The 24,483-nt window shown below is 54.4% G+C and carries 25 protein-coding genes; 11 read left to right on the top strand and 14 right to left on the bottom strand.

What is annotated here, in order from left to right; genetic code table 11:
- Positions 1–83 precede the first annotated feature (83 nt).
- From rpmB to mutM, 3 genes are all read left to right on the top strand, one after another.
- Positions 84–320, top strand: a complete 237-nt coding sequence (gene rpmB / locus AQ981_RS20995; RefSeq protein WP_000091955.1) for a 50S ribosomal protein L28 — start codon at positions 84–86, stop codon at positions 318–320.
- 11 nt (positions 321–331) lie between these two features.
- A complete protein-coding gene (rpmG, locus tag AQ981_RS20990) occupies positions 332–499 on the top strand; it encodes a 50S ribosomal protein L33 (RefSeq protein WP_058913712.1) in 168 nt (55 codons plus the stop codon).
- A 107-nt stretch (positions 500–606) separates the two neighbouring features.
- Positions 607–1,416: a bifunctional DNA-formamidopyrimidine glycosylase/DNA-(apurinic or apyrimidinic site) lyase gene (gene mutM / locus AQ981_RS20985; protein WP_058913711.1), complete on the top strand. Its 810-nt coding sequence runs from the start codon at positions 607–609 to the stop codon at positions 1,414–1,416.
- Here the strand turns inward: mutM and coaD are convergent, their stop codons facing one another.
- The 7 genes from coaD to rfaQ form a co-directional block, all read right to left on the bottom strand.
- Positions 1,417–1,905: a pantetheine-phosphate adenylyltransferase gene (gene coaD, locus AQ981_RS20980; RefSeq protein WP_058913710.1), complete on the bottom strand. Its 489-nt coding sequence runs from the start codon at positions 1,903–1,905 to the stop codon at positions 1,417–1,419.
- A complete protein-coding gene (locus tag AQ981_RS20975; RefSeq protein WP_058913709.1) occupies positions 1,902–2,678 on the bottom strand; it encodes a glycosyltransferase family 2 protein in 777 nt (258 codons plus the stop codon). The genes coaD and AQ981_RS20975 overlap by 4 nt, the downstream gene beginning before the upstream one ends.
- A complete protein-coding gene (gene waaA / locus AQ981_RS20970; RefSeq protein WP_058913708.1) occupies positions 2,678–3,952 on the bottom strand; it encodes a lipid IV(A) 3-deoxy-D-manno-octulosonic acid transferase in 1,275 nt (424 codons plus the stop codon). The genes AQ981_RS20975 and waaA overlap by 1 nt, the downstream gene beginning before the upstream one ends.
- Positions 3,953–4,155: 203 nt before the next feature.
- Entirely contained in the window at positions 4,156–5,145 is a 990-nt protein-coding gene (locus AQ981_RS20965; RefSeq protein ID WP_058913707.1) for a glycosyltransferase, read from the bottom strand.
- A gap of 38 nt (positions 5,146–5,183) precedes the next feature.
- Positions 5,184–6,266, bottom strand: a complete 1,083-nt coding sequence (locus tag AQ981_RS20960; protein WP_058913706.1) for a glycosyltransferase — start codon at positions 6,264–6,266, stop codon at positions 5,184–5,186.
- A 3-nt stretch (positions 6,267–6,269) separates the two neighbouring features.
- Entirely contained in the window at positions 6,270–7,397 is a 1,128-nt protein-coding gene (locus AQ981_RS20955; RefSeq protein ID WP_058913705.1) for a glycosyltransferase family 4 protein, read from the bottom strand.
- Positions 7,394–8,458, bottom strand: a complete 1,065-nt coding sequence (rfaQ, locus tag AQ981_RS20950) for a putative lipopolysaccharide heptosyltransferase III (protein WP_058913704.1) — start codon at positions 8,456–8,458, stop codon at positions 7,394–7,396. Before rfaQ ends, AQ981_RS20955 begins: the two co-directional genes overlap by 4 nt.
- Before the next feature lie 125 nt (positions 8,459–8,583).
- Between rfaQ and AQ981_RS20945 the strand changes: the two genes are divergently transcribed.
- Together AQ981_RS20945 and AQ981_RS20940 are read left to right on the top strand one after the other, a co-directional pair.
- Complete coding sequence (locus AQ981_RS20945) at positions 8,584–9,543, top strand: polysaccharide deacetylase family protein (protein ID WP_058913703.1); 960 nt, start codon at positions 8,584–8,586, stop codon at positions 9,541–9,543.
- Between the two features lie 161 nt (positions 9,544–9,704).
- Entirely contained in the window at positions 9,705–10,694 is a 990-nt protein-coding gene (locus AQ981_RS20940; protein WP_161969183.1) for a glycosyltransferase family 9 protein, read from the top strand.
- A gap of 63 nt (positions 10,695–10,757) precedes the next feature.
- Here AQ981_RS20940 and AQ981_RS20935 read toward each other — a convergent pair whose 3' ends face one another.
- The gene (locus AQ981_RS20935) at positions 10,758–12,017 is read right to left on the bottom strand and encodes an O-antigen ligase family protein (protein WP_058913701.1); all 1,260 of its coding nucleotides are present in this window, start codon (positions 12,015–12,017) and stop codon (positions 10,758–10,760) included.
- Between the two features lie 159 nt (positions 12,018–12,176).
- Between AQ981_RS20935 and AQ981_RS20930 the strand changes: the two genes are divergently transcribed.
- Positions 12,177–13,241 carry a glycosyltransferase gene (locus AQ981_RS20930; protein ID WP_249226360.1) on the top strand — a complete coding sequence of 355 codons (1,065 nt, stop codon included), beginning with the start codon at positions 12,177–12,179 and terminating at the stop codon, positions 13,239–13,241.
- A gap of 50 nt (positions 13,242–13,291) precedes the next feature.
- Here AQ981_RS20930 and rfaC read toward each other — a convergent pair whose 3' ends face one another.
- The 3 genes from rfaC to rfaD are packed head-to-tail and all read right to left on the bottom strand — an operon-like array spanning position 13,292 to position 16,260.
- Entirely contained in the window at positions 13,292–14,263 is a 972-nt protein-coding gene (gene rfaC, locus AQ981_RS20925; protein ID WP_058913699.1) for a lipopolysaccharide heptosyltransferase RfaC, read from the bottom strand.
- A gap of 3 nt (positions 14,264–14,266) precedes the next feature.
- Positions 14,267–15,313: an ADP-heptose--LPS heptosyltransferase RfaF gene (rfaF, locus tag AQ981_RS20920; protein ID WP_058913698.1), complete on the bottom strand. Its 1,047-nt coding sequence runs from the start codon at positions 15,311–15,313 to the stop codon at positions 14,267–14,269.
- Positions 15,314–15,327: 14 nt separating this feature from the next.
- Positions 15,328–16,260, bottom strand: a complete 933-nt coding sequence (rfaD, locus tag AQ981_RS20915; protein WP_058913697.1) for an ADP-glyceromanno-heptose 6-epimerase — start codon at positions 16,258–16,260, stop codon at positions 15,328–15,330.
- Between the two features lie 231 nt (positions 16,261–16,491).
- Between rfaD and kbl the strand changes: the two genes are divergently transcribed.
- The 3 genes from kbl (at position 16,492) to AQ981_RS20900 (ending at position 19,693) form a co-directional block, all read left to right on the top strand.
- The gene (gene kbl, locus AQ981_RS20910) at positions 16,492–17,688 is read left to right on the top strand and encodes a glycine C-acetyltransferase (protein WP_058913696.1); all 1,197 of its coding nucleotides are present in this window, start codon (positions 16,492–16,494) and stop codon (positions 17,686–17,688) included.
- Positions 17,689–17,697: 9 nt separating this feature from the next.
- Positions 17,698–18,723, top strand: coding sequence for an L-threonine 3-dehydrogenase (tdh, locus tag AQ981_RS20905; RefSeq protein WP_058913695.1), 1,026 nt, complete (start codon positions 17,698–17,700; stop codon positions 18,721–18,723).
- A gap of 160 nt (positions 18,724–18,883) precedes the next feature.
- Positions 18,884–19,693: a glycosyltransferase family 2 protein gene (locus AQ981_RS20900; protein WP_058913694.1), complete on the top strand. Its 810-nt coding sequence runs from the start codon at positions 18,884–18,886 to the stop codon at positions 19,691–19,693.
- Positions 19,694–19,723: 30 nt separating this feature from the next.
- Here the strand turns inward: AQ981_RS20900 and AQ981_RS20895 are convergent, their stop codons facing one another.
- The 3 genes from AQ981_RS20895 to gpmM are packed head-to-tail and all read right to left on the bottom strand — an operon-like array spanning position 19,724 to position 23,518.
- Positions 19,724–20,677 carry a divergent polysaccharide deacetylase family protein gene (locus AQ981_RS20895; RefSeq protein WP_058913693.1) on the bottom strand — a complete coding sequence of 318 codons (954 nt, stop codon included), beginning with the start codon at positions 20,675–20,677 and terminating at the stop codon, positions 19,724–19,726.
- Positions 20,678–20,680: 3 nt separating this feature from the next.
- Positions 20,681–21,940 (bottom strand): murein hydrolase activator EnvC, encoded by a 1,260-nt coding sequence (gene envC / locus AQ981_RS20890; protein WP_249226359.1) that lies wholly within the window; start codon positions 21,938–21,940, stop codon positions 20,681–20,683.
- 33 nt (positions 21,941–21,973) lie between these two features.
- Positions 21,974–23,518, bottom strand: a complete 1,545-nt coding sequence (gene gpmM, locus AQ981_RS20885; RefSeq protein WP_058913691.1) for a 2,3-bisphosphoglycerate-independent phosphoglycerate mutase — start codon at positions 23,516–23,518, stop codon at positions 21,974–21,976.
- Positions 23,519–23,764: 246 nt separating this feature from the next.
- Here gpmM and AQ981_RS20880 point away from each other — a divergent pair, with 246 nt between their 5' ends.
- Both AQ981_RS20880 and grxC read left to right on the top strand, forming a co-directional pair.
- Entirely contained in the window at positions 23,765–24,196 is a 432-nt protein-coding gene (locus tag AQ981_RS20880) for a rhodanese-like domain-containing protein (protein ID WP_058913690.1), read from the top strand.
- Positions 24,197–24,214: 18 nt separating this feature from the next.
- Positions 24,215–24,466: a glutaredoxin 3 gene (gene grxC / locus AQ981_RS20875; RefSeq protein WP_058913689.1), complete on the top strand. Its 252-nt coding sequence runs from the start codon at positions 24,215–24,217 to the stop codon at positions 24,464–24,466.
- Positions 24,467–24,483: the final 17 nt, after the last annotated feature.

Raw genomic sequence — 24,483 nt, 5'->3', positions numbered from 1 at the left:
ACCGCCAGACCAGGCCAGCAGGCCTGACGAGGCGCCAATACCCTATACGAAGCTCGAGCTAATTTGATTTTTGGAGAATAGACATGTCCCGAGTCTGCCAAGTTACTGGCAAGCGTCCGGTGACCGGTAACAACCGTTCCCACGCACTGAACGCGACTAAACGCCGTTTTCTGCCGAACCTGCACTCTCATCGTTTCTGGGTTGAGAGCGAAAAGCGTTTCGTTACTCTGCGCGTATCTGCTAAAGGTATGCGTGTTATTGATAAAAAAGGCATCGATACAGTTCTGGCTGAACTGCGTGCCCGTGGCGAGAAGTACTAAGGAGATAAATCATGGCTAAAGGTGTTCGCGAGAAGATCAAGCTGGTTTCTTCTGCTGGTACTGGTCACTTCTATACCACCACGAAGAACAAACGCACCAAACCGGAAAAAATGGAACTGAAAAAGTACGATCCGGTTGTTCGTCAGCACGTTATCTACAAAGAAGCCAAAATTAAATAATTCTGGCTTCTGTCTGAAAACCCCGCTCCGGCGGGGTTTTTTGTTTTCAGAACGTCCCCATATCATGGCGGTGGACGATGGCAGCAAACACAGACAAGGGAGGAGCCATGCCAGAATTACCAGAAGTGGAAACCAGCCGACGCGGGATCGAACCGCATCTGGTCGGCGAGACCATTTTGCACGCCGTGGTGCGGAATGGCCGCCTGCGCTGGCCGGTCTCTGCGGAGATCCACGCGTTGAGCGACAAACCGGTACTGAGCGTACAGCGTCGGGCTAAATATCTGCTGCTGGAACTGCCGGATGGCTGGATCATTATCCATCTTGGTATGTCCGGTAGCCTGCGTATCCTCCCGTATGAACAGCCTGCCGAAAAACACGATCACGTCGATTTGGTGATGAGCAACGGCAAAGTGCTGCGCTACACCGATCCGCGCCGCTTTGGCGCCTGGCTGTGGACCCGGGAGTTGCAGGGACACAATGTGTTGGCGCACCTCGGGCCGGAACCGCTCAGCGACGATTTCAATGCCGACTATCTGCATGAAAAATGCGCTAAAAAGCGCCTGGCGATTAAGCCCTGGCTGATGGATAACAAACTGGTGGTCGGCGTCGGTAATATTTATGCCAGCGAATCGCTGTTCGCCGCCGGGATCCATCCCGATCGGGCCGCCAGTTCCCTGTCGAAGCAGGAGTGCGAACTGTTGGTACAGGCGATCAAGGCCGTGCTGTTACGATCGATTGAACAGGGGGGAACTACCCTGAAGGATTTTTTGCAGAGCGATGGCAAGCCGGGTTATTTCGCCCAGGAGCTACAGGTTTACGGACGTGAGGGGGAGCCCTGTCGGGCATGCGGCGCGCCAGTCCTGGCGACAAAACACGGCCAGCGACGGACGTTTTATTGCCGCCGCTGCCAGCGCTAATTATTTACCGGCGTTGAGCCGGGACAGCAGCGCCTGGTGGATATGGGGAGGCAGGAAATGGCTGACATCCCCCTGGTGGCGGGCCACCTCTTTCACCAGCGAAGAAGAGACGTAAGACCACTCGCCGGAAGGCATCAGGAAGACGCTTTCCAGTTCCGGCATCAGGTGGCGGTTCATCTGCGCCAACTGCATTTCATACTCAAAGTCGGCGACGGCGCGCAGCCCGCGAATCAGAACGTTGGCCTGCTGTGTGCGGGCGAAGTTGGCCATCAGATCGCTGAAGCCGATAACCTCGACATTCCTGAAACCGCGCGTTGCCTGGCTGGCCAGTTCGACGCGTTCTTCCAGGGTAAACAGCGGTTTTTTGCCCGGGCTGGCGGCGATGGCCAGTATCAGGCGATCGAACATTTTCGCCGCGCGTTCGATGATATCCAGATGGCCGTTGGTCATCGGGTCAAAGGTGCCGGGATAGATGGCGCGAGTGCTCATAGCGGTCTCTTCTGCGTATAACCGTGGTTAAGGGCCCAAAGTTCGGCATATTTGTTGAAAGTATATTGTGCATTCACCACGGCCAGCAACCAGCCCTGAGCGCCGTCCAGCACGCCGCCGCGCAGCAACAGCGTTTTGATGAACGCCCCGGCGGTATGGCTGAATATCCCCCACAATGAGGTTTTCTTGCCCTGCAGATGCCGCTCGTGGGCCCACGCCGTGGCGTAGTTGAGCTGCTTACGCTGAAAGCTGGCGAAGTCCCGGCAGGTTAAGTGCAACAGATCGCCAGGCAGGGGCTTTACGTCGGCGCTGGCGTAGTCAAGGGATTCGTGGACCTGATTGTCGTTATAGCGATACTGTTCGCGCGGATACAACCGGATGACCCTGTCGGGATACCAGCCGCTGTGGCGCATAAAGCGCCCCAGGAACAGATTACGGCGCGCGATGCTGTAGACGGCGCCTGCTGCGGGGGCGGTGAGTACGCTGCGAATAGCGTCAGCCAGCTCCGGCGTGACGCGCTCGTCGGCATCGATCATCAGAATATAATCGCCGCTGGCGTATTGCTGGGCGCGCTGGCGCTGAACGCCATAGCCCTGCCAGTCTTCCCGGACGTATACCTGCGCGCCGGCTTCCCGGGCGATAGCCAGTGTCGCATCCTGACTGCCAGAGTCCAGCACCACGAGCTCATCCGCCCAGGCAACCGATGCCAGGCAATCGGGCAGCAGATCGGCGGCATCTCTGACGATCAGGACAACCGACAGGCGCATTGTCATCAGTGACCTCGCGGCGGCAGATAGGGTTCGAGCAACTGGAGCAGGCGCTGCAGCGCCCCCTGGTTCTGGTGCAGGACTTCAACGGCATGCCGGCCGTACCAGAGACGGTAATCTTCATCGGTGAGTAATGTGGAAACTTCTTTCACCAGCGAATCCGCGTCGGTGACGGTGATTAGCCCGTCCGCCGCCTGCAGGCGAGCGCAAATATCTTTAAAGTTGAAAGTATATGGCCCCATCAGCACCGGGATAGCGTGCGCCGCCGGTTCCAGTGGGTTGTGGCCGCCGCGCTCGACCAGGCTGCCGCCCACGAAAGCCAGGTCGGCAATACCGTACAGCAGCATCAGCTCCCCCATGGTATCGCCGACGACGACCTGAGTGCTGGCCGACGGGATTTCACCGCTGCTGCGCAGGGTATAACTGAAGCCTTCCTTGCGTACCAGTTGCTGCGCGTCGCTGAAGCGTTCGGGGTGACGGGGTACCAGAATCAGCAGTAGATCCGGGAAGCTGGCCAGCAGTTTGCGGTGAGCGTCGAGGATAATCGCCTCTTCGCCGTCATGAGTGCTGGTGGCAATCCACACTTTACGATGTGGCGCCCACTGGCGGCGCAGGGTAATTGCCCGGGCTGCCAGTTCCGGAGTAACGGAGATATCAAATTTCAGGCTGCCGGTCACGGACAACTGGCTGCGTCTGAGCCCCAGCGCAATAAAACGTTCTCCGTCTTCACTGTTCTGGGCGGCAATCAGAGTAATGTTGTTCAGCAGGCGGCGCATTAGTCCGCCCAGCTTTTTATAACCGCGCGCCGAACGCTCGGAAAGCCGGGCGTTAGCGACAATCAGCGGAATGTGGCGCCGGTGCAGGGCGTTAATCATATTGGGCCACAGCTCCGTTTCCATCACGATCACCAGCCGGGGCCGTACCGTGTTGAGAAAACGGTTCATGGCGCAGGGCAGGTCGTAAGGCAGATAAACGTGATGAACATCCTTGCCAAACGCCGACAGTACGCGCTCAGAGCCGGTTGGCGTCATGGTGGTAACGGTAATCGGCAGGGTCGGGTAACGGTGGCGTAACGCCCGCACTAATGGAATCGCGGCAAGGGTTTCACCCACGGAAACCGAATGGAGCAGAATGCCATTCGGCTGAACTTTATTTTTGCAGTATCCGTAGCGCTCCGCCCAGCGTTTACGGTACGCCGGGGCCTTCCGGCTACGAAGTAAAAGACGAACCCAAACCAGCGGCTGGATAAGATAGAGTAGAGCGGTATACAACGATTCCAAGCTAATATCCGTTTTTTATTATCGGCGGGCCAAATTCTAAGCATTTAATCTGTTTAAAGCTATCCCCAGGCTAAGAATCGCTGCTGTTTGGCCGATAAGAGGCACTGAGAGAGAAAAATGCGTTAAACAATATATTCAGGCTATATATTAAAGACTGCCTGCATTTAGCTGCGGCAGGCAGTTTAAGTCTATTTTTAAGTTTATTATCCTGATTTTAATTCTTTTTTTAATCTAAAGTAGCGGCGTCCCAGCCTCCAGCGCAGGCGCAGGCTATGAGCATTTTTCCAGATCAGGCGCCAGATACCGCGGTCAAAAAACTCCCTGATCAGACCGCGCCTTTTCTCCACATCCTTCATCTGATCGATGGTATGAATGATCCCCAGCCCCTCTTTCGCTATCTGCCAGCGGCAGGCGGGAATGCGGCGCACTTTTTCCGGATAGCGCTGGTTAATCACCTCCAGCATTTCCAGAATCTTCATGTAGTGATGGGCGGAACGGATAAGCGTGTCGTCGGTGTCGGGCTTATGGGAAACCGATTCAGAATGAATGTAGTAATCGTAGAATGGCTTATCGGTGTACTGCACCCGCTGAGCCGCCAGCAGAAGCTCTGTCGTCCAGGGAATATCCTGGTGGCGCAGGCCGGGTTCAAAATGAAAATTATGCGCGGTAATAAATGCGTGGCGATAGATGTTCAGCCAGGTCACGTGGAGAAACTTACGCGAGTCCAGCGCCTGTTTCAGCCAGACATCCCCCGCTAAAACCGGTGTGGACGACAGGCGGTCAGGCGGGAAAATGGGCTGTGCGGGTCGGCCATCTTCATAGATATACCGCCCATTGCAGGTAGCGACATCCAGTTGATTTTCTTCGGCTATGGCCAGCAGCGTGCGATACATATCCGGGTAAAACAGATCGTCGATATCCGGAAAGGCAAGGTACTTACCGCGGGCGGCGGCAAGGCCGGTGTTACGGGCGATCGATACGCCCTGATTTTCCTGCCCGATGATGGTGACATTGCCCAGCTTCTCTTTCCAGGCTTCCATGATGGCGACGCTGGCGTCTGTAGATCCATCATTCACCAGAATCAGTTCATAACTTTCCAGCGCCTGCTGCTGAATGCAGGTGAAGAATTGCTCAAGGAACTTCTCACCGTTATAGACGGCGGCGATGATACTGAGTAAAGGGGCATGGTTCATATAAAATCCATCACAAGCAAATGACTGCTGTTAGCATACTATTTCTGTAATTGCCGGTATTGCATACAGATATTTTGCACGCTGAACTTCTCCAGCGCGCCTGGTTCAATGGCGGGGGGATGATAATAAATGTTTTGCATCGTCCGGGCCAACGCTTCGCTGCTGAGGTCCGACAGCCCATTGGCCAGCGACCCGGTAAGAATTTCCGCCGGCCCGCCCGGACAGCGGGTGCTGACTACCGCAGTACCCAGCAATAGCGCTTCCACCAGCACGTTACCAAATCCCTCGCTGTCGGAACTCACCACCAGCAGGCGGGCATGTTTTATCCACGGCCACGGATTGCGATGAAACCCCTGAAAGATGACCCGGTCTGCCACTCCCCGGGCAGCGGCCAGCGCCCGCAGTGTTTGTTCCTGTTGTGGCGTTCCTTTACCGAGCAGCACCAGCGGCGCGTCAATACCGCTTTGCGCATAGGCTTCAATCAGACGATCGTGGCGTTTGGCGGTATGAAAACGCCCGACGTGAATCAGGTAATCCTGCCCGGCCATGGCGCAGGGTTCCAGCGCCGCCTGACGAATGGCGTCGATATCAAACGGGTTATAGATGGTGCGTAGCTGTGCGGGACGTACATGGAACGCTTCAACCAGATCGTTCCCCACCGCATCAGAAACGGTGATGATATTGCGCTGCTGATAGACCTGCTGAATTTTACGGCGCTTCAGCCAGCGATCGAAACCGCGGCGATGCCCCAGATAAGAGGTGGAAAATACCCCATGCAGGCAAAACCACAGATTCTGGTTTCGCAGCGCGCGACTGTGCGCCACGATACGATCGGTCTTGTGGAGATGAGAGACTATCAAATCAAAGTGACCGCTTTGCGCGATGGCCCGATCCAACTGACGCGCCCGGCGCGTTATCTCAGTAAGCTTGCGCCACGGCGCGCGACAGGTATCGGCGATCACCCGGTAGTCCAGCCCCTGCGGCAGCGGATAGTCGCAGACATCGCGCAGAGAGAATAGCGCTACCTGCTCCCCTTCGCGGAGAAACTGTTCCGCCAGCGTGAGTACCACTTTTTCCGCGCCGCCGCCGGGCAACCCGTCGATGATGAACAGAATTCGCATCAGTTACTCCACCAGTTGTTGATACAGGGCGATCAGCTGCGCGGACAGATTTTCCGCGGTACATTCCATAATACGCGCCCTGGCGCAGCGGCCTGGCTCTGAATCGCTGATGTCAGACGGCAGCGCCATGATGGCCTGGGTTAGCGCCGGGATATCCAGGGCATCGCAAACATAGCCGTTGCGTCCGGCATCAATAAACTCCGCGCCGCCGCAGCCGGTGGTGGTGATGACCGGCAGGCCACAGGCCATGGCTTCGAGAATCACGTTCGGGAACGGGTCGTACAGTGTGGGGAGCAGCAGACCGTCGGACGCCTGGTAAAAGGGCAGAGTTTCCTGCTGGATACCGAAAAAGTGAACGCGCTGGTCGCAACCGAGCGTTCTGGCCAGCGCCTGATAGCGCGACTGATCTTTATCTTTACCGACTACCAGCAGGTGGCGATCGGTGGGCGCAAGCGCCCGGATGGCGGCGTCCAGCCCTTTACGCTCGAAGCCCGAACCGACGAAAATCAGGCAGGTCGCCCGTGCCGCGATGCCCAGACGGCTTCTCAGCGCCAGACGCTGCTGCGGGTCAGGGGGGGCGAAACGCTGGTGGTCGATTGCGTTATAAATGACGTGGATTTTATGCTCAGGAAAACCAAAATTAGCCATGATCTCCTGTTTCACCATCGCCGCGTTGCAAATCACGGCGCGCAGGGCCGGATCGCCGTACATCTCCTGCTCGGCGTTCATGACATAGCGATGATAGCGGTCGTACCACAGCAGTTTCGCTTTCCAGCCGGGCAGAATGCGCGAGCGCTCCTCCAGCCAGCGGCGATGCACGCCATCCCCGGCGCGATATAGATCGCAGCCGGCGATACGTTCATGGCTTTGCACCAGATCGAACTGCTGCGCCTGCCATAGCGCTCTGGCGGCGTTGGCAAAGCCGCGTTCGCGGCTGATACGCCCCCATTTAGGCGGGTTACAGATATGGATTTGCCACGCCGGTTTGACGGGGCCCTGCCATTCCCGGGTGATAACGTTAAGCGCCAGATCGTGCTGGTCGAGCGCTTCCAGCGCCCGGGAGACAAAGCGCTCGGCGCCGCCGTCCGGCCGGTATTTTTGTCTGACTAACGCCAGGCGGAATTTTTTCATGACAGTAGCCTTCTGGCGGCATCAATCACGGCGCTGGCGGGGATCAAATCCAGGTAACGTTCATCAGTGCCGGTATCAATCGCGTCGGGATCGGGCAGGGGACCAAAATCGCCGGCCCAGATCACCTCGCCTTTTGCCTGCCAGGGGCGCCAGAAGGTGAGTTTTGACGGGCCGAAAAGCGCTATCAGCGGCGTTTGCAGCGCGGCGGCCATGTGCATCGGCACCGAATCGACGCCAATAAATAGCCGCGCATGGTCGATCAGCGCCGCCAACTGACGTAGGGTCAACTGACCGGCAAGGGAGAGGATCGGCGCCTGCGGACAGCCAGCGATAATCGCCTCTACCATCTGCTTTTCTTTCGGGTCGGGGCCGGATGTGATGATGACATGCTGGCCCATTTCCGCCAGCGCGTTAATTACCTCGCTCATGCGCGACTCGCGCCAGCATTTAAAGAACCAACGCGACGTGGGCTGAATAACAATATATTGCCGGCGGAACGCTTCCGGGATTAGCGCCAGGCAGTTTTGCCAGTCCCCGGAGGTATAGGCCATGGTCACCGTGGGGTGGTCAACCGACAACCCGAGCGGCGCCAGAATCGATAAGTTCTGTTCAACAGTGTGCTGCGTCTGGTGGGCGTCCGTGGCCGCAAGGCGGTTATGACAGTGGCGCCACAGAAAATGGCGCCGCTTGGGGAAGTCAAAACCGATACGCACCGCGGCGCCGGTAAACGCGGTAATCAGGGCGCTGTTCCACTGATCGGCCAGATTCAGTACCAGATCATAGCGCTGCTGGCGCAGGCTTTGCAGCAGCGCCCACTCCTGGCGGAGCTTGTAACGCGCGCCCTGGGTTTTCCAGCGCCGGTCAAGGCCGTAAATCTGGCGAATTTCCCGGTTGGCGGCCAGCATCTCCCGGGTTTCTTCATAAAGCAGAACGTCGACGCTGGTGTCAGGATAGTGCTGCTTCAGGGCATGAATGACTGGCGTGATCAGTAGCATGTCGCCGTGATGGCGTAGCTTAATCACCAGAATACGGGAGGGAATGAAAGATGGCTCTGATCGCATACTCTTTTCTTCACCGGATATTTGGCTTCCGATTTTAGGGTATCAGGCAGTCTGATAGAAGCGCTGTGGCAGTTTTTCACCAATTCCTCTACCATATTGCTCCTCCCGGCCAGCGGATGTAAGCCATGACAAGTAAACCAGCATTTCTGATCACCATTGATACTGAAGGCGATAACCTGTGGCAAAATCACGATCGTATTACCACAGAAAACGCCAGATATTTGGCGCGCTTTCAGCAGTTGTGTGAGAAATATGGTTTTAAACCCACCTGGCTGACGAATTATGAAATGGCTGTTGACCCGGTTTATGTCGAGTTTGCCAGTGATGTGATCGCCAGAAATACCGGGGAAGTGGGGATGCATTTGCATGCCTGGCATAGCCCACCGGAATATGATCTCACCGGTGATGACTGGCGCTGGCAGCCTTATCTCATTGAATATCCTGATGATATCATGCGTGATAAGGTGGTTTTCATGACTGAGCTGTTGGAAAAGACGTTTCAGGTGAAGATGCGCAGCCACCGCGCCGGCCGCTGGGCGTTCGACAGCCGTTACGCGCGCCTGCTGATTGAGCTTGGCTATGAAACGGATTGTTCTGTGACGCCACGCGTTAACTGGCGTAACGCCAGAGGCGCGCCTTCCGGGCAGGGGGGGAGTAATTACCAGCACTTTCCCGATCGCGCCTATTTTATGGATGTGGATAATATTGATAAACCGGGAAACAGCACGTTACTCGAAGTGCCGATGAGCATTCAGTATAAACATGCGGGCTGGCTCAATGCGGTGAAACAGGGTTACGATCGGCTGCGTGGTAAATATCGTAGCCCCTCTGTGGACTGGTTGCGGCCTGCGGGCGGTAATGTACAGCGCATGACGGGAGTGGCGGAGCAATATTTGTCCCGGGGCAGCGATTATGTTGAGTTTATGCTGCATTCGTCTGAGTTTATGCCGGGCGGTAGTCCGACATTTAAGGATTCGGCGGCGATAGAGGGGTTGTATCATGATCTGGAGCAGCTCTTTATCTGGCTTAGCGCGCGCACTCAGGGAATGACGCTTGCTGAGTATTATCAGACAAAGCTGAAATAAAAATTGCTTATATAGTTGTCTACAGAAGATAAAACATTAAATGGATAAGCGAAGATAAAATGTTTGTAAAAAAAATCAAACAGTGGAACAGAAAGAAAAACCAGTATCTTCGTAGATTAAAGCTCCGCCTGGTCTGTTTATTGATGAATACTGGTAGACGCGTGTCGCCATGGAAGCCGGATTCCGTGAAGAAAATCCTGGTGCTGAGAGATGATAATAAGATTGGCGACATGATTGTCTCCACCGGGTTATTCAGTAAACTGGCCGCGGCGGGAAAACATATCGACGTTGTCGCCGGTAAAGACAATGCGTTTATTATAAGCAATTTATCTCAGATTAAAAATATCTTTGTTTATCATCCACGCTTTAGTGATATCTTTAAGCTTGGGCTACGGTTGCGTAAAGAAAAATATGATTTAGTGCTGGATTTTGGTGATTATATTTCACCTGTTTATTATTTCTTTATCTGTCTTATCAACGCCAGGCATACGTTGGGTTTTAATAAAAATAACCTGCCGCGCTATGATATAAACATCGATTATCCGTTTGTCGATCAGCATGTGACTAAACGCTATAAACAGGTCATTACGTTGTTAACCGGGGAACAGGATGAAAACTATCATTATCTGCTATCAATACCTGAACAGGAACGCGCCGCGACACACGCTTTTCTGAGCCAGCTGGCAGGCAATAAAATGGTGGTGATTAACCCCTTTGCTGCCCGTAAAGAACGCAACCTCTCACCGGTACAGGTTGACGGGATGGTCAGGTTCATCCGCAGTATTGGCCCGCATATCGATATTGTTTTAATTGGCCCGGCGCAGTTATTAGCGACGTTTACCGTGGCTGAAGGCGTGGTTAAAAACCCGGGGACAACTTTTTTCAGCGCGATGGCCTGCATCGAAAAGGCCAGCCTGGTGATATCACCGGATACTTCCTGGGTGCATGTCGCCTGTGCGTTTGATAAGCCGCTGATTGCTTTATATGGCAGTAACGTTATTCTGGGGGGATTTATCAACAATAAAGTCTGGGCGCCGAATTATCCGCTGGCGCGGCAGATTATTACAACGGAAGATATGCTTTCATCTATTCCGGTGGATGACATAAACAAAGAGATTGCCGCCATGTCCACTTTCCTGAGCAGTAATTAATCTCAGGAAATCAAGAGGTTTAATGGGCACTGTCCGCCAGACGATGCCCGTGGGTTGAAAATGTCAGATAACGGAGATATCGCCCGGCGACCTTAACGGCTTTTTCTCTGATGGTAACCAGATAAATGCCAGACCTGCTGAGATACATACTACCATTACGGTATTTGCCTGAATTAATACGGAGTCTGTGAGCCCCATCATAATCACTGGCGCGATAATAAAAAATACACCGTTGGTTTTGTCTTTAATACCGCGCAGGCCGATGATTAATCCGATAATATAGAATGATAATAAAGTGATTAGCCCGGCAATACCCTGCAATGAAAAAACTTCAAGCAGTTCATTATGGAGATTGTATTTGACATTATTATAAGCTTCCGGGTTGCTTTTCTCATATTTTTCAATGTATAGACGGGCCTTTTCTGTACGGCTATCCGGACTCTGTCCTAAAAAATCGAGTGTCGTACTATACCAACCGCCTTTCCAGATAGAAAATCTGGCGCCAATCGATGTCGAATTATCATGATGATAGCTTTGTATATTAGCGGCGATCTCTTTCATCCTGTCCTGGGCAAAGAAGGGGGTGGCGATCAATGCTGTCAGAAAACATACCATCAATCCGATTCTGACTTTTTTATTTACCTTCCTGAAAAAGACAGCAAAGAATATAAACAAAAAGACCGGAATACTCAGGATTGCCGAGCGGGTTTCAGTTAATGCCAGTAAGAAAAGCATTAACGCTGAACTCAGCAGGCACAGTGCAATACTACGCAACTGACTCTGGCATCCCTGTATCAGCGTCCACAGAGTGGCAAATCCAATCACGGTAATTAAGTACGATGAGGTGGTTGCCGCATCTGCTGTTAATTTTATTCTGCCGCTTTCCATATATTCATAATAGCCGATGAAACAGGTAATGAATAATGAGATGATTAGCAGTGCTGATGCAATATTCAGTGTCAGGCGATGCGCGCGAAATCTTTCCGTATATAGCCAGAATATGACAAATGTAGCAAGCAGAGCGCGTTTTCCGCTCAATAAATAATTTTCCCTGACATCTACATAATAAACATCATTAAAATAAAGGGCCCATGATACTCTGACCAACCCCACCAGGAAAATACTTATCAGAAAGAAAGTAAACAGTTTGCTGCCGGTTTTTTTTTCTTTCAGGAAATGTCTGATGGTAAATATTACAGAAATGTAGCTCACAATATAGAATATTTTGGCAGGGATACCGGTTATGATAAGGTTAAGAGCCAGAGCAGTTGCCAGTGCCACAACGCAGGCATTGTAAATGATGTCGTTTTTATCTTTTAACATATGCAACCTGAGCATGTTAGCCAATCCCTGCGGATTCTATCATAGCCAAAAACAGGCGTCTGTAGAGAAGTGATTTTTTTGTCTTTATGTGCGCTTTAACTTATAATTAATCTTATTTTTTTTGCTTGCCTGGGTGTCAAAATGCGAATAGTTTTTACTATGGATGTACCTGTCGGTTATGGGGGTATGGAAAGGGTGACATCCAGAGTGATCCGGTTATTAAATTCAGCAGACGGTGTTGAAGCCTCAGTTTTCCTGTTTGATGAAGGGGAAGAACAGGATCGGCAATGGCTGAATGGTATCCCATATAAAATTCATAAATCGTTAATTGGTAATCATAAATTAAGGCGGATTGCACATGCCAGCGCTTTGGCGCGCTATATTGCTAAAGTTAAACCTGACATCATTATTACATTGAACACCATCCCTTGTCTGATCTCCAGACTGGCGATTCGTTTTTCTTTACGGAATATAAAGTTGCTGTCATGGATACATTTGCCGCCGCTGGATCGCTATCGTCCTTACTATTTAATGAAAGCGGATTATCATCTGGCGATCAGTAATGAGATTCGCCGTCAGTTGATGGAATTAGGTGCGGCGGAAAATGACATCGCTACGGTATTCAATCCAGTAGCTCATAGTGATGCCTGGACAGAAAAAGCGCCATCGGCACGTTTTATTTATATCGGCCGAGTACATTTCGAAGATCAGAAAAGATTAAAAGATCTGCTGTCCGCGTGCGCTTTATTGAACGGAGAGTGGCATCTTGATGTGATTGGCGATGGTCCCGACCGGGAACAGTGCCAGGCCTATGCTGTTGCTTGTGGGGTGAGTCAAAATATCACGTGGCATAGATGGCAACGGGATCCCTGGCAATATGTGCGGGAAAATGTCGGTAATGTTTCCGCTTTACTGCTTACTTCCGCCCATGAAGGTTTTCCTTTAATACTGCTGGAGGCTTTATCCCGGGGTATCTGGTGTATTAGCTCTGATTGCGTCAGCGGTCCTGGTGAAATAATTCAGCCGGGATTAAATGGCGAGCTTTTCCCTCCCCGCGATACGACGGCTCTGGCCCGTAAGATGCAGGAGATTATTGACGGCCGCCAGCTATCATCACCGGCGGTTATTCAGGAAAGCGTCGTCCGGTTTTATGAGGAGAATTACCTGGCGCATCTGCTGTCGGTACTTAACGCGTTTACTGGCAACGTGGTTCGCCAGAAATAATTCTTTAAGCGCGTACCCCGTCTGCTATCTGGAGAGGGGGCATGCGGCCTTTACTGACCGGCAATCAGGCGATGGATCGATTGATAAACATCCTGCGGCTGGATCGCCGCAATATCATCGGTCCTGGATTTTAATGCCTGCTGATTTTTTCCGTATCCGCCAATCAGACCGGGGTCAGTGGGGCCATACAACGTGATATTTGGCCGGTCCAGCGCGGCGGTCAGATGGCTCAGTCCGGTATCCACGGAGACAACAAATCTGGCATTCGCCAGTTCACGCGCCACGTTTTCCAGGCTCATGCGCGGTAAAACTTCAACGTACGCAAAACCTTCCGCCAGTCGCTTAGCCCGCGCCTCTTCATGGGGAGCTCCCCACGGAAGTTTGATGGTGATCCCCTGTTCGCCCAGCAGAGCAATTAATTGCCGCCAGTTCGCTTCCGGCCAGTGTTTATTGTCACGGGTCGTGGCATGCAAAAACACGGCATATGGCGCGCGCGCGCGTTCGTGGTCATTGAGAAAGTGCCGGGCGATGGCGTAGTCCCCAGGGGCCTGAGGCCGGGAGTATCCCAGGCTGTCGGCAAACAACTGGCGAATGCGTTCAACGGCATGCTGCGATTTATCAATGTGGTGACGGCGGTTGTAAAACAGGCAGGCCAGCGGTTCGCGGGCGCTCTGCCAGTCCATGCCGTGGCGGGTGCCGCGGGCCAGACGGGTCACCAGCGCAGCGCTTTTCAGCAACCCCTGGGCGTCGATGATTGCGTCGTAGCGAATTGCGCGCACCGTCTTGCGAAACTCGCGGCGCTCGGCGCGTACCGGGCCGGAGAACCACGCTTTGCGCCAGCGGCGCAGCGCCACCGGTATCACTCGCTCGACGGCGCTATGCCAGGTGGGTATCTGGGCGAACCCCTCTTCCACCACCCAGTCGAAGCGAATTTCGGGTATTGCCCGCTGCGCGTCGGTCAGCGCCGGCAGAGTATGGAGAACATCGCCCATTGACGAGGTTTTTACAATCAGAACGCGCATGGATTAAGCTTCCCCGGCCTGCAGCAGTTGGTGCAGTTCGTTCAAAACGCGTTCAGGCTGTATATCTATCAGACTCTGGTGATATCCCTGCTCTCCTTCGCCTTTACGTACTTTCAGGTAGCCGTCGATGAGGCGAATAACCCGCGCTTTATCGGACAGCGGCGGGGTAAAATCAGGGCTGCTCGGGCCGTAAAGCGCCACCAGCGGTCGCCCCAGCGCGGCGGCGACGTGCATCAGTCCGGAATCATTGGTGACGATGGCCTGACAGGAGGCAATCAGCACAACCGCCTGATCGAGGGCCGTATCCCCCGCCAGATTGTGGCACCAGGCCTGCTGCTGCGATGTCAGGTTGCCGAGGATTTGCTGTCCAGCTTCATGGTCTTTTGCTGAACCAAACAGAACGACCTGGTAGCCTTCGTCAATCAACTGACCGGCCAGCGCGGCATAATGGTAGTGGGGCCAGCGTTTGGCCGGGCCGAACTCAGCGCCCGGGCAAAAACCGATAAGCGGACGTTCCGCGCTCAGGCTAAACCTGGCGCAGGTCAGGGTTTTTTCTTCGTCATTGACCTGCAATTGCGGCCACAACAGCGGTTTGGGCAGATCGCGGGCGGACTCCATCACCCCTTTGTCATAGGCCAGTGCGACGTAGCGCTCAACCATCAGCGGCCAGGCCTGCTTGTCCAGCACCCGGGCGTCGTTAAGCAGACCGTAGCGCATTTCACCACGCCATCCGGTGCGTAGCGGAATCCCGGCAAAGAAGGGAACCAGCGCGGATTTAAAGGAGTTAGGCAATACGTAAGCGCGGTCATAGCGGCGCTCGCGCAGGCTGTGGCCCAGGCGACGGCGCTCGCCGATTTCCAGCGCGCCGTGGCCCAGCGGCATGGCAATCGCTTCGTTGATTTCCGGCATACGCGATAACAGCGGCCGGCACCAGGCCGGCGCCATCACATCAATCACCGCCTGGGGATAGCGTGCCCGGAGCGTACGATAGAGACTTTGCGACATCATCATGTCGCCCACCCATGACGGGCCAATCACCAGTATTTTCATGCGTTCAGACCCGATTATGCGTCGCGATTCAACCAGGCCATATACTCCGCTACCCCTTCAGCGACGGTTTTGAACGGTTTGTCATAGCCTGCCGCGCGCAGATTAGTCAGATCGGCCTGGGTAAACGCCTGATAGCGGCCTTTCAGCTTGTCCGGGAACGGGATGTACTCAATGTTGCCCTGCTTATGCCAGGCGAGCGCGGCATCCGCCACGGCCTGGAAGGATTCGGCGCGCCCGGTGCCGCAGTTGAAAATCCCGGAGATGCCGTTTTGCCAGAACCACAGGTTTACAGCCGCGACGTCGCCGACGTAGATGAAATCACGCTTAAAGTTTTCGCTGCCCTGGAACAGTTTCGGGCTTTCACCGTTGTTCAACTGGGTGTTGAGGTGGAAAGCGACGCTGGCCATGCTGCCCTTGTGGCCTTCACGGGGTCCGTATACGTTAAAGTAGCGGAAGCCGACGATCGGCGAGTTGGCTTCCGGCAGGATCTGCCGTACGTACTCGTCAAACAGAAATTTGGAGTAACCGTAGACGTTGAGCGGTTTTTCATACTCGCGGGATTCGATAAAGTCGGAGGTACGCCCGCCGTAGGTGGCTGCCGAAGAGGCGTACAGGAACGGAATTTCCCGCTCCAGGCAGTAGTGCAATAGCTCTTTGGAGTACTGATAGTTGTTATCCATCATGTACTTGCCATCCCACTCGGTGGTGGAGGAGCAGGCGCCTTCGTGGAATACGGCTTCAATTTCCCCAAACTCTTCGCCGGACATTATCTGGATTAGGAAATCTTCTTTGTCCATGTAGTCCGCGATGTGCAGATCCACCAGATTGACGAATTTGGTTCCGTCTTTCAGGTTATCCACCACCAGGATATCGGTATAACCGATGTCGTTCAGGGCTTTGACAATATTGCTGCCGATAAAACCGGCACCACCGGTGACAATGATCATAAGCGTTAACCTTCAAAAATGTGGCGTGCCGGAACCGTATCCGGACACTGATATTTATTATCATAACATCACATCGATGCGCCTACAGCCATCGACTGGCCGTGGCGGTCAGAATCCCGCCGTCGGCGCGTGATTTATGCTACAAAATTTATAAACCATGAAGCGTCATCTCGTCTGCTCCGCTAGCCTCAGGTAATATGTGCGGAAATTTGCCATGCCTGGAGAATTGCAATGCGAGGGGATTTTTACCAACAGTTAAACGCTCAGCTGGAAACCGCCAGGGCGGAAGGGTTGTTTAAGGAAGAGCGTATTATCACGTCCGCTCAGCAGGCGGATATTACCGTCGCCGGCGGTAGTCATGTGATTAATTTCTGTGCCAACAATTACCTTGGCCTGGCGAATCACCCGGTGCTGATTGAGGCGGCTAAAAGCGGTATGGATTCCCACGGTTTCGGGATGGCATCGGTGCGTTTTATTTGCGGCACCCAGGACAGTCATAAACAGCTGGAGAACGCACTGGCGGAGTTCCTTGGTATGGAAGACGCGATTCTCTACTCTTCCTGCTTTGACGCCAACGGCGGGCTGTTTGAAACCCTGCTCGGGCCGGAGGACGCCATTATCTCCGATGCCCTCAATCACGCCTCGATTATCGATGGCGTGCGTCTGTGCAAAGCGCAGCGTTATCGTTACGCCAACAATGATATGCAGCAGTTGGAAGCGCGCCTCAAAGAGGCGCGCGATGCCGGCGCCCGTCATGTCCTGATCGCCACCGACGGCGTGTTCTCAATGGATGGAGTGATTGCCAATCTGCAGGGAGTATGCGACCTGGCGGACAAATATGGTGCGTTGGTGATGGTCGATGACTCCCACGCGGTGGGGTTTGTCGGCGCGCATGGGCGCGGTACCCACGAGTACTGCGATGTGATGGATCGGGTGGATATTATCACCGGTACCCTGGGCAAGGCGCTGGGCGGCGCTTCCGGCGGCTATACGGCGGGTCGTAAAGAGGTGGTGGAGTGGTTGCGCCAGCGTTCCCGCCCGTATCTGTTTTCGAACTCGCTGGCGCCGGCGATTGTCGCCGCATCCCTTAAGGTACTGGAGATGCTGGCGTCCGGCGACGAGCTGCGCGACCGGTTGTGGGCCAATGCCCGCCTGTTCCGGGAGAAAATGAGCGCGGCCGGCTTCACGCTCGCCGGGGCCAATCACGCTATTATCCCGGTGATGCTGGGGGATGCGGTGGTGGCGCAGAACTTTGCCCGCGAGCTGCAAAAAGAGGGTATTTATGTCACCGGGTTCTTCTATCCGGTGGTGCCGAAAGGGCAGGCGCGTATCCGTACCCAAATGTCGGCGGCGCATACCCCGGAACAAATTGAGTGCGCCGTTGCGGCATTTATCCGTATCGGTAAACAGCTGGGCGTGATTGCCTGAGGATAGACGATGAAAGCATTAGCGAAGCTGAAAGCCGAAGAAGGCATCTGGATGACCGAGGTACCGGAGCCGGAAGTCGGTCATAACGATCTGCTGATTAAAATCCGAAAAACCGCTATCTGCGGCACTGATGTGCATATTTATAACTGGGATCAGTGGTCGCAAAAGACGATCCCCGTGCCGATGGTGGTGGGCCACGAATATGTGGGTGAAGTGGTGGGTATGGGCCAGGAAGTTAAAGGCTTCAGCGTCGGCGATCGCGTTTCCGGCGAGGGACACATAACCTGCGGTCACTGTCGCAACTGCCGCGCCGGGCGTACCCATCTGTGCCGCAACACCATTGGGGTTGGGGTCAACCGGCCCGGCTGTTTTGCCGAGTATCTGGTGATTCCGGCATTTAACGCTTTTAAAATCCCCGACAATATCACTGACGATCTGGCCTCCATCTTTGACCCGTTCGGCAATGCGGTACATACCGCACTGTCGTTTGATCTGGTGGGGGAGGACGTGCTGGTCTCCGGCGCCGGGCCGATCGGCATTATGGCGGCTGCGGTTGCGAAGCATGTCGGCGCCCGTAATGTGGTAATTACCGACGTCAACGACTACCGTCTGGCGCTGGCCAGAGAGATGGGCGTAACGCGGGCGGTTAACGTCAGTCAGCAGACGCTTACGGAGGTGATGGCTGAGCTGGGGATGACCGAAGGCTTTGATGTCGGGCTGGAGATGTCCGGCGCGCCGCCGGCCTTTCGCGCGATGCTGGATGCCATGAACCATGGCGGACGGATTGCCATGCTGGGCATTCCCCCTTCCGATATGGCGATAGACTGGAATAAGGTCATATTTAAGGGGCTGTTTATTAAAGGGATTTATGGCCGGGAGATGTTCGAAACCTGGTATAAGATGGCGGCGCTGATTCAGTCTGGTCTGGATCTGACTCCGATTATCACGCACCGTTTCAGCGTGGATGATTTCCAGCAAGGTTTTGACGCTATGCGCTCCGGCCAGTCCGGTAAAGTGATATTAAGCTGGGATTGATTTTCGGAATAATAAATACAGATAAAAGCGTCGCCATGACGCTTTTATCTGAAACGCATCATACTTTAGTTATTATTATTCTGTAACACGCGATTCATCACGCCTCAGATGGTAATCCTCATATATAGTATCTCCATGTCTGGCTAATTCTCTGTTAAATATGTTTAAACTTTCGGTTTGTTTGTTAACCTACAATTCTGAAAGATTGCTGCGTGATGTATTGAAACCGTTAATGAATATTGCTGATGAGTTCATTGTGGTGGATTCCGGCAGCAGTGACAGTACGTTGTCCATTTGCCAGCAATTTGGTCTTACGCCGCACTCCCATGAATATGCCATGCACGGCCAGCAGATGAATTATGCCATCAGCCTGGCCAGCAATGACTGGGTACTGTGTATGGACAGCGATGAGATTATCGATCAACAGGTGGTGGATTATATCCTGGCCCTGAAAGCGGGTGAGGAACCTGAGCCAAACCGTAACTGGCGTATTCCCCGATACTGGTTTGTGCTGGGGCAGCAGGTGCGCACCATCTACCCGGTATCATCGCCGGATTTCCCGGTGCGTTTGTTTAATCGCCAGTATGCCCGTTTTAATGATCGGCCGGTGGATGACGAGGTGGATACTGATGGCCCATCGGAGCGTATCCCGGGTTTTGTCCGCCATGATACGTTCTATTCACTTCATGAAGTCTTTAATAAGCTGAACGGTTACACGACCCGGGTGGTGAAATATAAGAATATTCGGCCATCGCTGGCGCGCGGTATTATCAGCGCTATCGGGGCTTTTTTTAAATGGTATCTGTTCAGCGGAGCCTGGCGGCAGGGGAAAGTCGGGGCGGTTACCGGCCTGTATGCGACACTATATAGCTTTCTGAAATATTTTAAGTCCTGGTATCAGCACGGTAAACCTGAGAAATCCCCCGTCGGCCTTTCCGAACAAAAGCGCACGCTAAAGTTAAACAAATGAACCCAGGGCCGGATATCCGGCCCTGTCTGTTTATGATTTACGGCTCTGCTCCCAGCCCTGCCACTGGTTGCGAAAATAGTTCACCAGATTACTCCGGGCAATACTTTCGCCAACGGTCTCAAAGAAACGCGAGGCGTACACCGGCTGCAGCGGCTGTTCAGGGCGGCATACTTTCACGCCGCGAAACGGGTTGCGCGGCGCGGTCGCTGGTTTACCGGGCGCCGTTGGCGCGGTCTGGCCCGGCGTGGAGGTATCCACCTGAGGCTCGTTCAGCAGGCTGCTCGGGCGCACCAGGGTGATGTCCGGCGGCAGGTTGTATACCATTTGCTGTAGGACCCGTACAGTAGCCGGGTGAGGATGGCCGATGGCGATAGCGGAACCGTTGCGCCGCGCCAGGGCGATCGCACGGTTAAACTGATAGCGAATGTCGGCTTCATTCTGGGTGTCGTCAAGGAACACTTTGCGCTTGATAACTTTGACGCTGGTACCGCTGGCGGCGCGCAGCGACTGACTGTTACCGATGGTCATACTGTCAAGGAAGTAGAGATTGTAGTGATCCAGAACCTGCATCACTTTCTGCATACCAAACAGGCTGGACGTCATCGCGCTGCCCATGTGGTTATTCATGCCGACGGCATTGGGCACTTTATTGACGGCGTCGCGAATTATGCGCTCGATTTCCGCGCTGCTCATCTCCGGGCGCAGCGTATCTTTTTCCAGCGGCTGCTTACTGAGCGGCGCCATGGGCAGATGAATCAACACTTCATGGCCGGCATTGTGGGCTTTGGTGGCCATTTCCCGGGCGTGGGGCGCATTCGGCAGCACCGCCACTGAGACAGCCTGCGGCAGAGCGATTACCTGGTTTTCGGTCTGTGGACGGTAGCCAAAGTCATCAATGACAATAGCCAGTTTGCCGGCAAATGCCGGAAGCGCCAGCGTCAGAGCGCTGACGCCGGAGAGGATAATGCGACGAAATTGCAACAAAACTTATCTTCCCAACCACGGTTGTGGATTGACTGCCTGACCCTGGCGACGAATCTCGAAATAGAGCGCCGGTCTGCCCTGACCGCCGCTACTGCCCACCAGCGCGATAGGCTGGCCGGCGCGCACCTGGGTTCCGGTATTCACCAGGGCGCTCTGATTATAGCCATACAGGCTCATATCGCCTTTACCATGCTCCACCACCACCACCAGTCCGTAGCCCTGCAGCCAGTCGGCGAGAATCACCCGCCCGTCGGCGATGGCTTTGACCTCGGTGCCTTCAGCGGCGCCGATCACAATGCCTTTCCAGCGTAGCTCCCCCTGGAGCTGTTCGCCATAGCGGTGCAGTAACGGGCCGCGCACTGGCCAGTAAGCCTGACCGCGCGGTGAACCCAGCCCGCCGGTACGCGACATCAGCGATTGCTCGCTTTCGGTCGGTTTATAGGTTGTACCCTTGCGGGTGGCCTCCTGCTGGCGGGCGCGCACCTGTTCCGCTTCCCGGGCCTCACGTTCGGCGCGGGCTTTCGCGGCAGCCTCTGCGCGCGCGATACTACTGCGCAAGCGAGATTCGTTCTGGCGCATCTCAGTGAGCTGTTGCTGGCCTTTCTTGATCGATGACTCCAGGCCGGCGAGGGTTTTCTTACGTTCGTTGCGCGCAGCTTCCAGCTTTTGCTGTTCCGCGCGCTGTTCATAGAGCAGGGTTTGCTGCTGGCTCTGTTTTTCTTCCAGCGACGCTTTCTGAGCGCTGACCTGTTCCCGGGTCTGCTTCAGTTCGGCAATGGCCTGCTGGCGCGCTTCGTTGAAGTAGCGGAAATATTCGCGCATCCGTTCGCCGCGTTCCGTCTCTTCGCTATTGAGGACAAACTGGATACCGGAGTGTTCCCCCTGACGGAAAGCGGCATCAAGCATCGACGCCAGATTTTTTTCCTGGGCAGCGCGCTGTTTTTCCAGCCTGGCGATGGAGGCGTTCATGGCGCTAATCTGGCGGTTGAGTTCGGCGAGGGTGTTCTGGGTTTCGCGCAGCTTGCGGGCGGCGGCGGCGATCGCCTGCTCCTGCTTACGCAGCTGTTCCTGCTGCGCGGCACGCTGCTGCTGCTGCTGGCGAACCGCCCGCTCCTGGGTGGCAATATCCTGCTGAATGGATCTGAGCTGGTCGCGATCGTCCGCATGGACGGAAAACGGATATAGCAATACGCCAGCGCTCAGGACGCTGGCGTACACTAAAGGTCTGACAGATAACTGCTTTGGCTTTGCAGCCTTTATCATTGGAATAATCACCTTTCCCCTCATGGGGAGGGATTATTCCACGATGAACAGCGGCTTACCAGTCATCTCTTGCGGGATTTCCATGCCCATCAGGGTCAGCATCGTCGGCGCGATGTCGGAAAGCTTACCGCCTTCCACTGCTTTAAGGGTTTTGTTGCCGATATAGATGAGCGGAACCGGCAGGTTGGTGTGCGCGGTGTGCGCCTGGCCGGTAGACGGATCGCGCATCTGCTCTGCATTGCCATGATCGGCGGTGATCAGCAATTGACCGCCGACGGACAGTACGGCCTGAGTCACCTGGTCGATACAGCGATCCAGCGCTTCCACGGCCTGCACTGCGGCGTCGAATACGCCGGTGTGACCGACCATATCGCCGTTCGGGTAGTTGCAGATGATGGTGTCGTACTTCCCGCTGTTAATTGCCGCAACCAGTTTGCTGGTTAATTCGGCGGAGCTCATTTCCGGTTGCAGATCGTAGGTCGCCACTTTAGGCGAATTGATCAGAATGCGATCTTCCCCGCGGAACGACTCTTCCACACCGCCGTTGAAGAAGAAGGTGACATGGGCGTATTTCTCGGTTTCAGAGATGCGCAACTGGGTCTTATCGTGTTTCGCCATCCATTCGCCAAAGGTATTGGTCAGCGACGCTGGCGGATAAGCGCAGGCGGTTTTGATGTCCGCAGCGTATTCAGTCAGCATGACGAAATCGATGTTTACCACTTTCTTACGGGCGAAGCCGTCGAAATCAGCATTAACAAAGGCGCGGGTGATTTCACGGGCGCGGTCGGCGCGGAAGTTCATGAAAATCAGCGCATCGCCGTCTTCCATTGCGGCGTCGGCCTGACCGGCGGCGCGGATCACGGTCGCTTTTACGAATTCATCGTTTTCATCACGGGCATAGGCTGCCTGCAGGCCAGCTACGGCGCTATCGGCCTGATATTCGCCTTTGGCGAGGGTCAGCAGATCATAGGCCTGCTCGACGCGATCCCAGCGATTATCGCGGTCCATGGCGTAATAACGACCGATGATGGAAGCCACGCGACCTTTGCCGAGGGCGGCGAACTGCGTTTCAAAACGCGCCAGCGAGGCTTCGGCGCTGCGCGGCGGCGTATCGCGGCCATCGAGGAAAGCGTGCAGGTAGATTTTTTCGGCGCCGCGTTCTGCGGCCAGTTCTACCATCGCGGCAATATGATCTTCATGGCTGTGTACCCCGCCCGGGGAGAGCAGGCCCATGATGTGAACGGCTTTGGCGCTTTTTACCGCTTTGTCCACCGCGCCGCACAATATCGGGTTAGCGAAGAATGTACGCTCTTTGATTTCAACGTCCAGACGGGTCAGATCCTGGTAGACGATGCGCCCGGCGCCCAGGTTGACGTGGCCGACTTCGGAGTTGCCCATCTGACGATCCGGCAGACCGACTTCCAGGCCGGAAGCGTCGATCAGGGTATGAGGACGGGTGGCCCACAGCTTATCCATTACCGGGGTTTTGGCAGAAAAAATAGCGTTATCCTGTTGGTCTTCCCGATAACCGTAGCCATCAAGAATCACCAGTACCATAGGTTTTTTAGCAGCCGACATTGCGGAAATCTCCAGTCAAAGACAAAAAATTTGCGTAATTTTACTACGGAGTCAGAAGGGATATAGCCGCAGAAGATCAAAGAAAGCGGGGACCAGCGGTCAGGATTTGTTGTTCTGCGATCATTTTTTTCGTGGCAACACGCAGAAAATGCATAACCTCAACGTCACTGGCTGTAATTGGCACAGCGCGCAGGTATACTTCTTCCCTGGTTTTTTCATTCAATCTGTCGGGAGTTGTTACCCCCCATGCAAGAAATTATGCAATTCGTTAGTCGCCACCCCATACTGAGTATCGCGTGGGTCGGCTTGTTGATTGCCGTGCTGTACACCACCTTTAAAGGGCTAACCTCTAAAGTGAAGGTGATTACCCGTGGTGAAGTGACTAATCTGATTAACAAAGAAGACGCCGTTGTGGTGGATCTGCGTCAACGCGACGATTTCCGCAGAGGGCATATTACCCACTCGCTGAATGTGCTGCCGACCGAAATCAAAAACGGTAGTTTCGGGGAGCTGGAAAAGCACAAAACCAAACCTGTCATCGTGGTGGATGCCAACGGTATGGCGTCTCAGGAATCCGCGACTCTGCTGATGAAGGCCGGTTTTGAACGCGTATACTTGCTCAAAGAAGGGATCGCCGGCTGGAGCGGGGAAAATCTGCCGCTGATTCGCGGGAAATAAACATACAGAGGTACTGTCATGGCCAGGATTGAAATTTATACCAAAGCAACTTGCCCATACTGCCACCGGGCCAAAGCCCTGTTGAGCAGCAAAGGGGTCACTTTTACCGAGCTGCCCATTGACGGCGATGCGGCGAAGCGCGAAGAGATGATCGCCCGTAGCGGGCGCACGACGGTACCGCAGATTTTTATTGATGAACAGCACATTGGCGGCTGCGACGATTTGTATGCGCTGGATGCCCGTGGGGGGCTGGATCCCCTACTGCACTAAGGCTCATGCTGCTTTTT

The organism is Entomohabitans teleogrylli, from assembly GCF_001484765.1.
GTDB classification, from domain to species: Bacteria; Pseudomonadota; Gammaproteobacteria; order Enterobacterales; family Enterobacteriaceae; genus Entomohabitans; species Entomohabitans teleogrylli.
This window is presented reverse-complemented; position numbering and strand designations above follow the sequence as displayed.

Excerpts from the sequence above, each read along its gene's own strand:
- rpmB (WP_000091955.1), top strand. The coding sequence starts at position 84 with ATGTCCCGAGTCTGCCAAGTTACTGGCAAGCGTCCGGTGACCGGTAAC.
- rpmG (WP_058913712.1), top strand. The coding sequence starts at position 332 with ATGGCTAAAGGTGTTCGCGAGAAGATCAAGCTGGTTTCTTCTGCTGGT.
- mutM (WP_058913711.1), top strand. The coding sequence starts at position 607 with ATGCCAGAATTACCAGAAGTGGAAACCAGCCGACGCGGGATCGAACCG.
- coaD (WP_058913710.1), bottom strand. The coding sequence starts at position 1,905 with ATGAGCACTCGCGCCATCTATCCCGGCACCTTTGACCCGATGACCAAC.
- AQ981_RS20975 (WP_058913709.1), bottom strand. The coding sequence starts at position 2,678 with ATGACAATGCGCCTGTCGGTTGTCCTGATCGTCAGAGATGCCGCCGAT.
- AQ981_RS20965 (WP_058913707.1), bottom strand. The coding sequence starts at position 5,145 with ATGAACCATGCCCCTTTACTCAGTATCATCGCCGCCGTCTATAACGGT.
- AQ981_RS20960 (WP_058913706.1), bottom strand. The coding sequence starts at position 6,266 with ATGCGAATTCTGTTCATCATCGACGGGTTGCCCGGCGGCGGCGCGGAA.
- AQ981_RS20955 (WP_058913705.1), bottom strand. The coding sequence starts at position 7,397 with ATGAAAAAATTCCGCCTGGCGTTAGTCAGACAAAAATACCGGCCGGAC.
- rfaQ (WP_058913704.1), bottom strand. The coding sequence starts at position 8,458 with ATGCGATCAGAGCCATCTTTCATTCCCTCCCGTATTCTGGTGATTAAG.
- AQ981_RS20945 (WP_058913703.1), top strand. The coding sequence starts at position 8,584 with ATGACAAGTAAACCAGCATTTCTGATCACCATTGATACTGAAGGCGAT.
- AQ981_RS20935 (WP_058913701.1), bottom strand. The coding sequence starts at position 12,017 with ATGTTAAAAGATAAAAACGACATCATTTACAATGCCTGCGTTGTGGCA.
- AQ981_RS20930 (WP_249226360.1), top strand. The coding sequence starts at position 12,177 with ATGGATGTACCTGTCGGTTATGGGGGTATGGAAAGGGTGACATCCAGA.
- rfaC (WP_058913699.1), bottom strand. The coding sequence starts at position 14,263 with ATGCGCGTTCTGATTGTAAAAACCTCGTCAATGGGCGATGTTCTCCAT.
- rfaF (WP_058913698.1), bottom strand. The coding sequence starts at position 15,313 with ATGAAAATACTGGTGATTGGCCCGTCATGGGTGGGCGACATGATGATG.
- rfaD (WP_058913697.1), bottom strand. The coding sequence starts at position 16,260 with ATGATCATTGTCACCGGTGGTGCCGGTTTTATCGGCAGCAATATTGTC.
- kbl (WP_058913696.1), top strand. The coding sequence starts at position 16,492 with ATGCGAGGGGATTTTTACCAACAGTTAAACGCTCAGCTGGAAACCGCC.
- tdh (WP_058913695.1), top strand. The coding sequence starts at position 17,698 with ATGAAAGCATTAGCGAAGCTGAAAGCCGAAGAAGGCATCTGGATGACC.
- AQ981_RS20900 (WP_058913694.1), top strand. The coding sequence starts at position 18,884 with ATGTTTAAACTTTCGGTTTGTTTGTTAACCTACAATTCTGAAAGATTG.
- envC (WP_249226359.1), bottom strand. The coding sequence starts at position 21,940 with ATGATAAAGGCTGCAAAGCCAAAGCAGTTATCTGTCAGACCTTTAGTG.
- gpmM (WP_058913691.1), bottom strand. The coding sequence starts at position 23,518 with ATGTCGGCTGCTAAAAAACCTATGGTACTGGTGATTCTTGATGGCTAC.
- AQ981_RS20880 (WP_058913690.1), top strand. The coding sequence starts at position 23,765 with ATGCAAGAAATTATGCAATTCGTTAGTCGCCACCCCATACTGAGTATC.
- grxC (WP_058913689.1), top strand. The coding sequence starts at position 24,215 with ATGGCCAGGATTGAAATTTATACCAAAGCAACTTGCCCATACTGCCAC.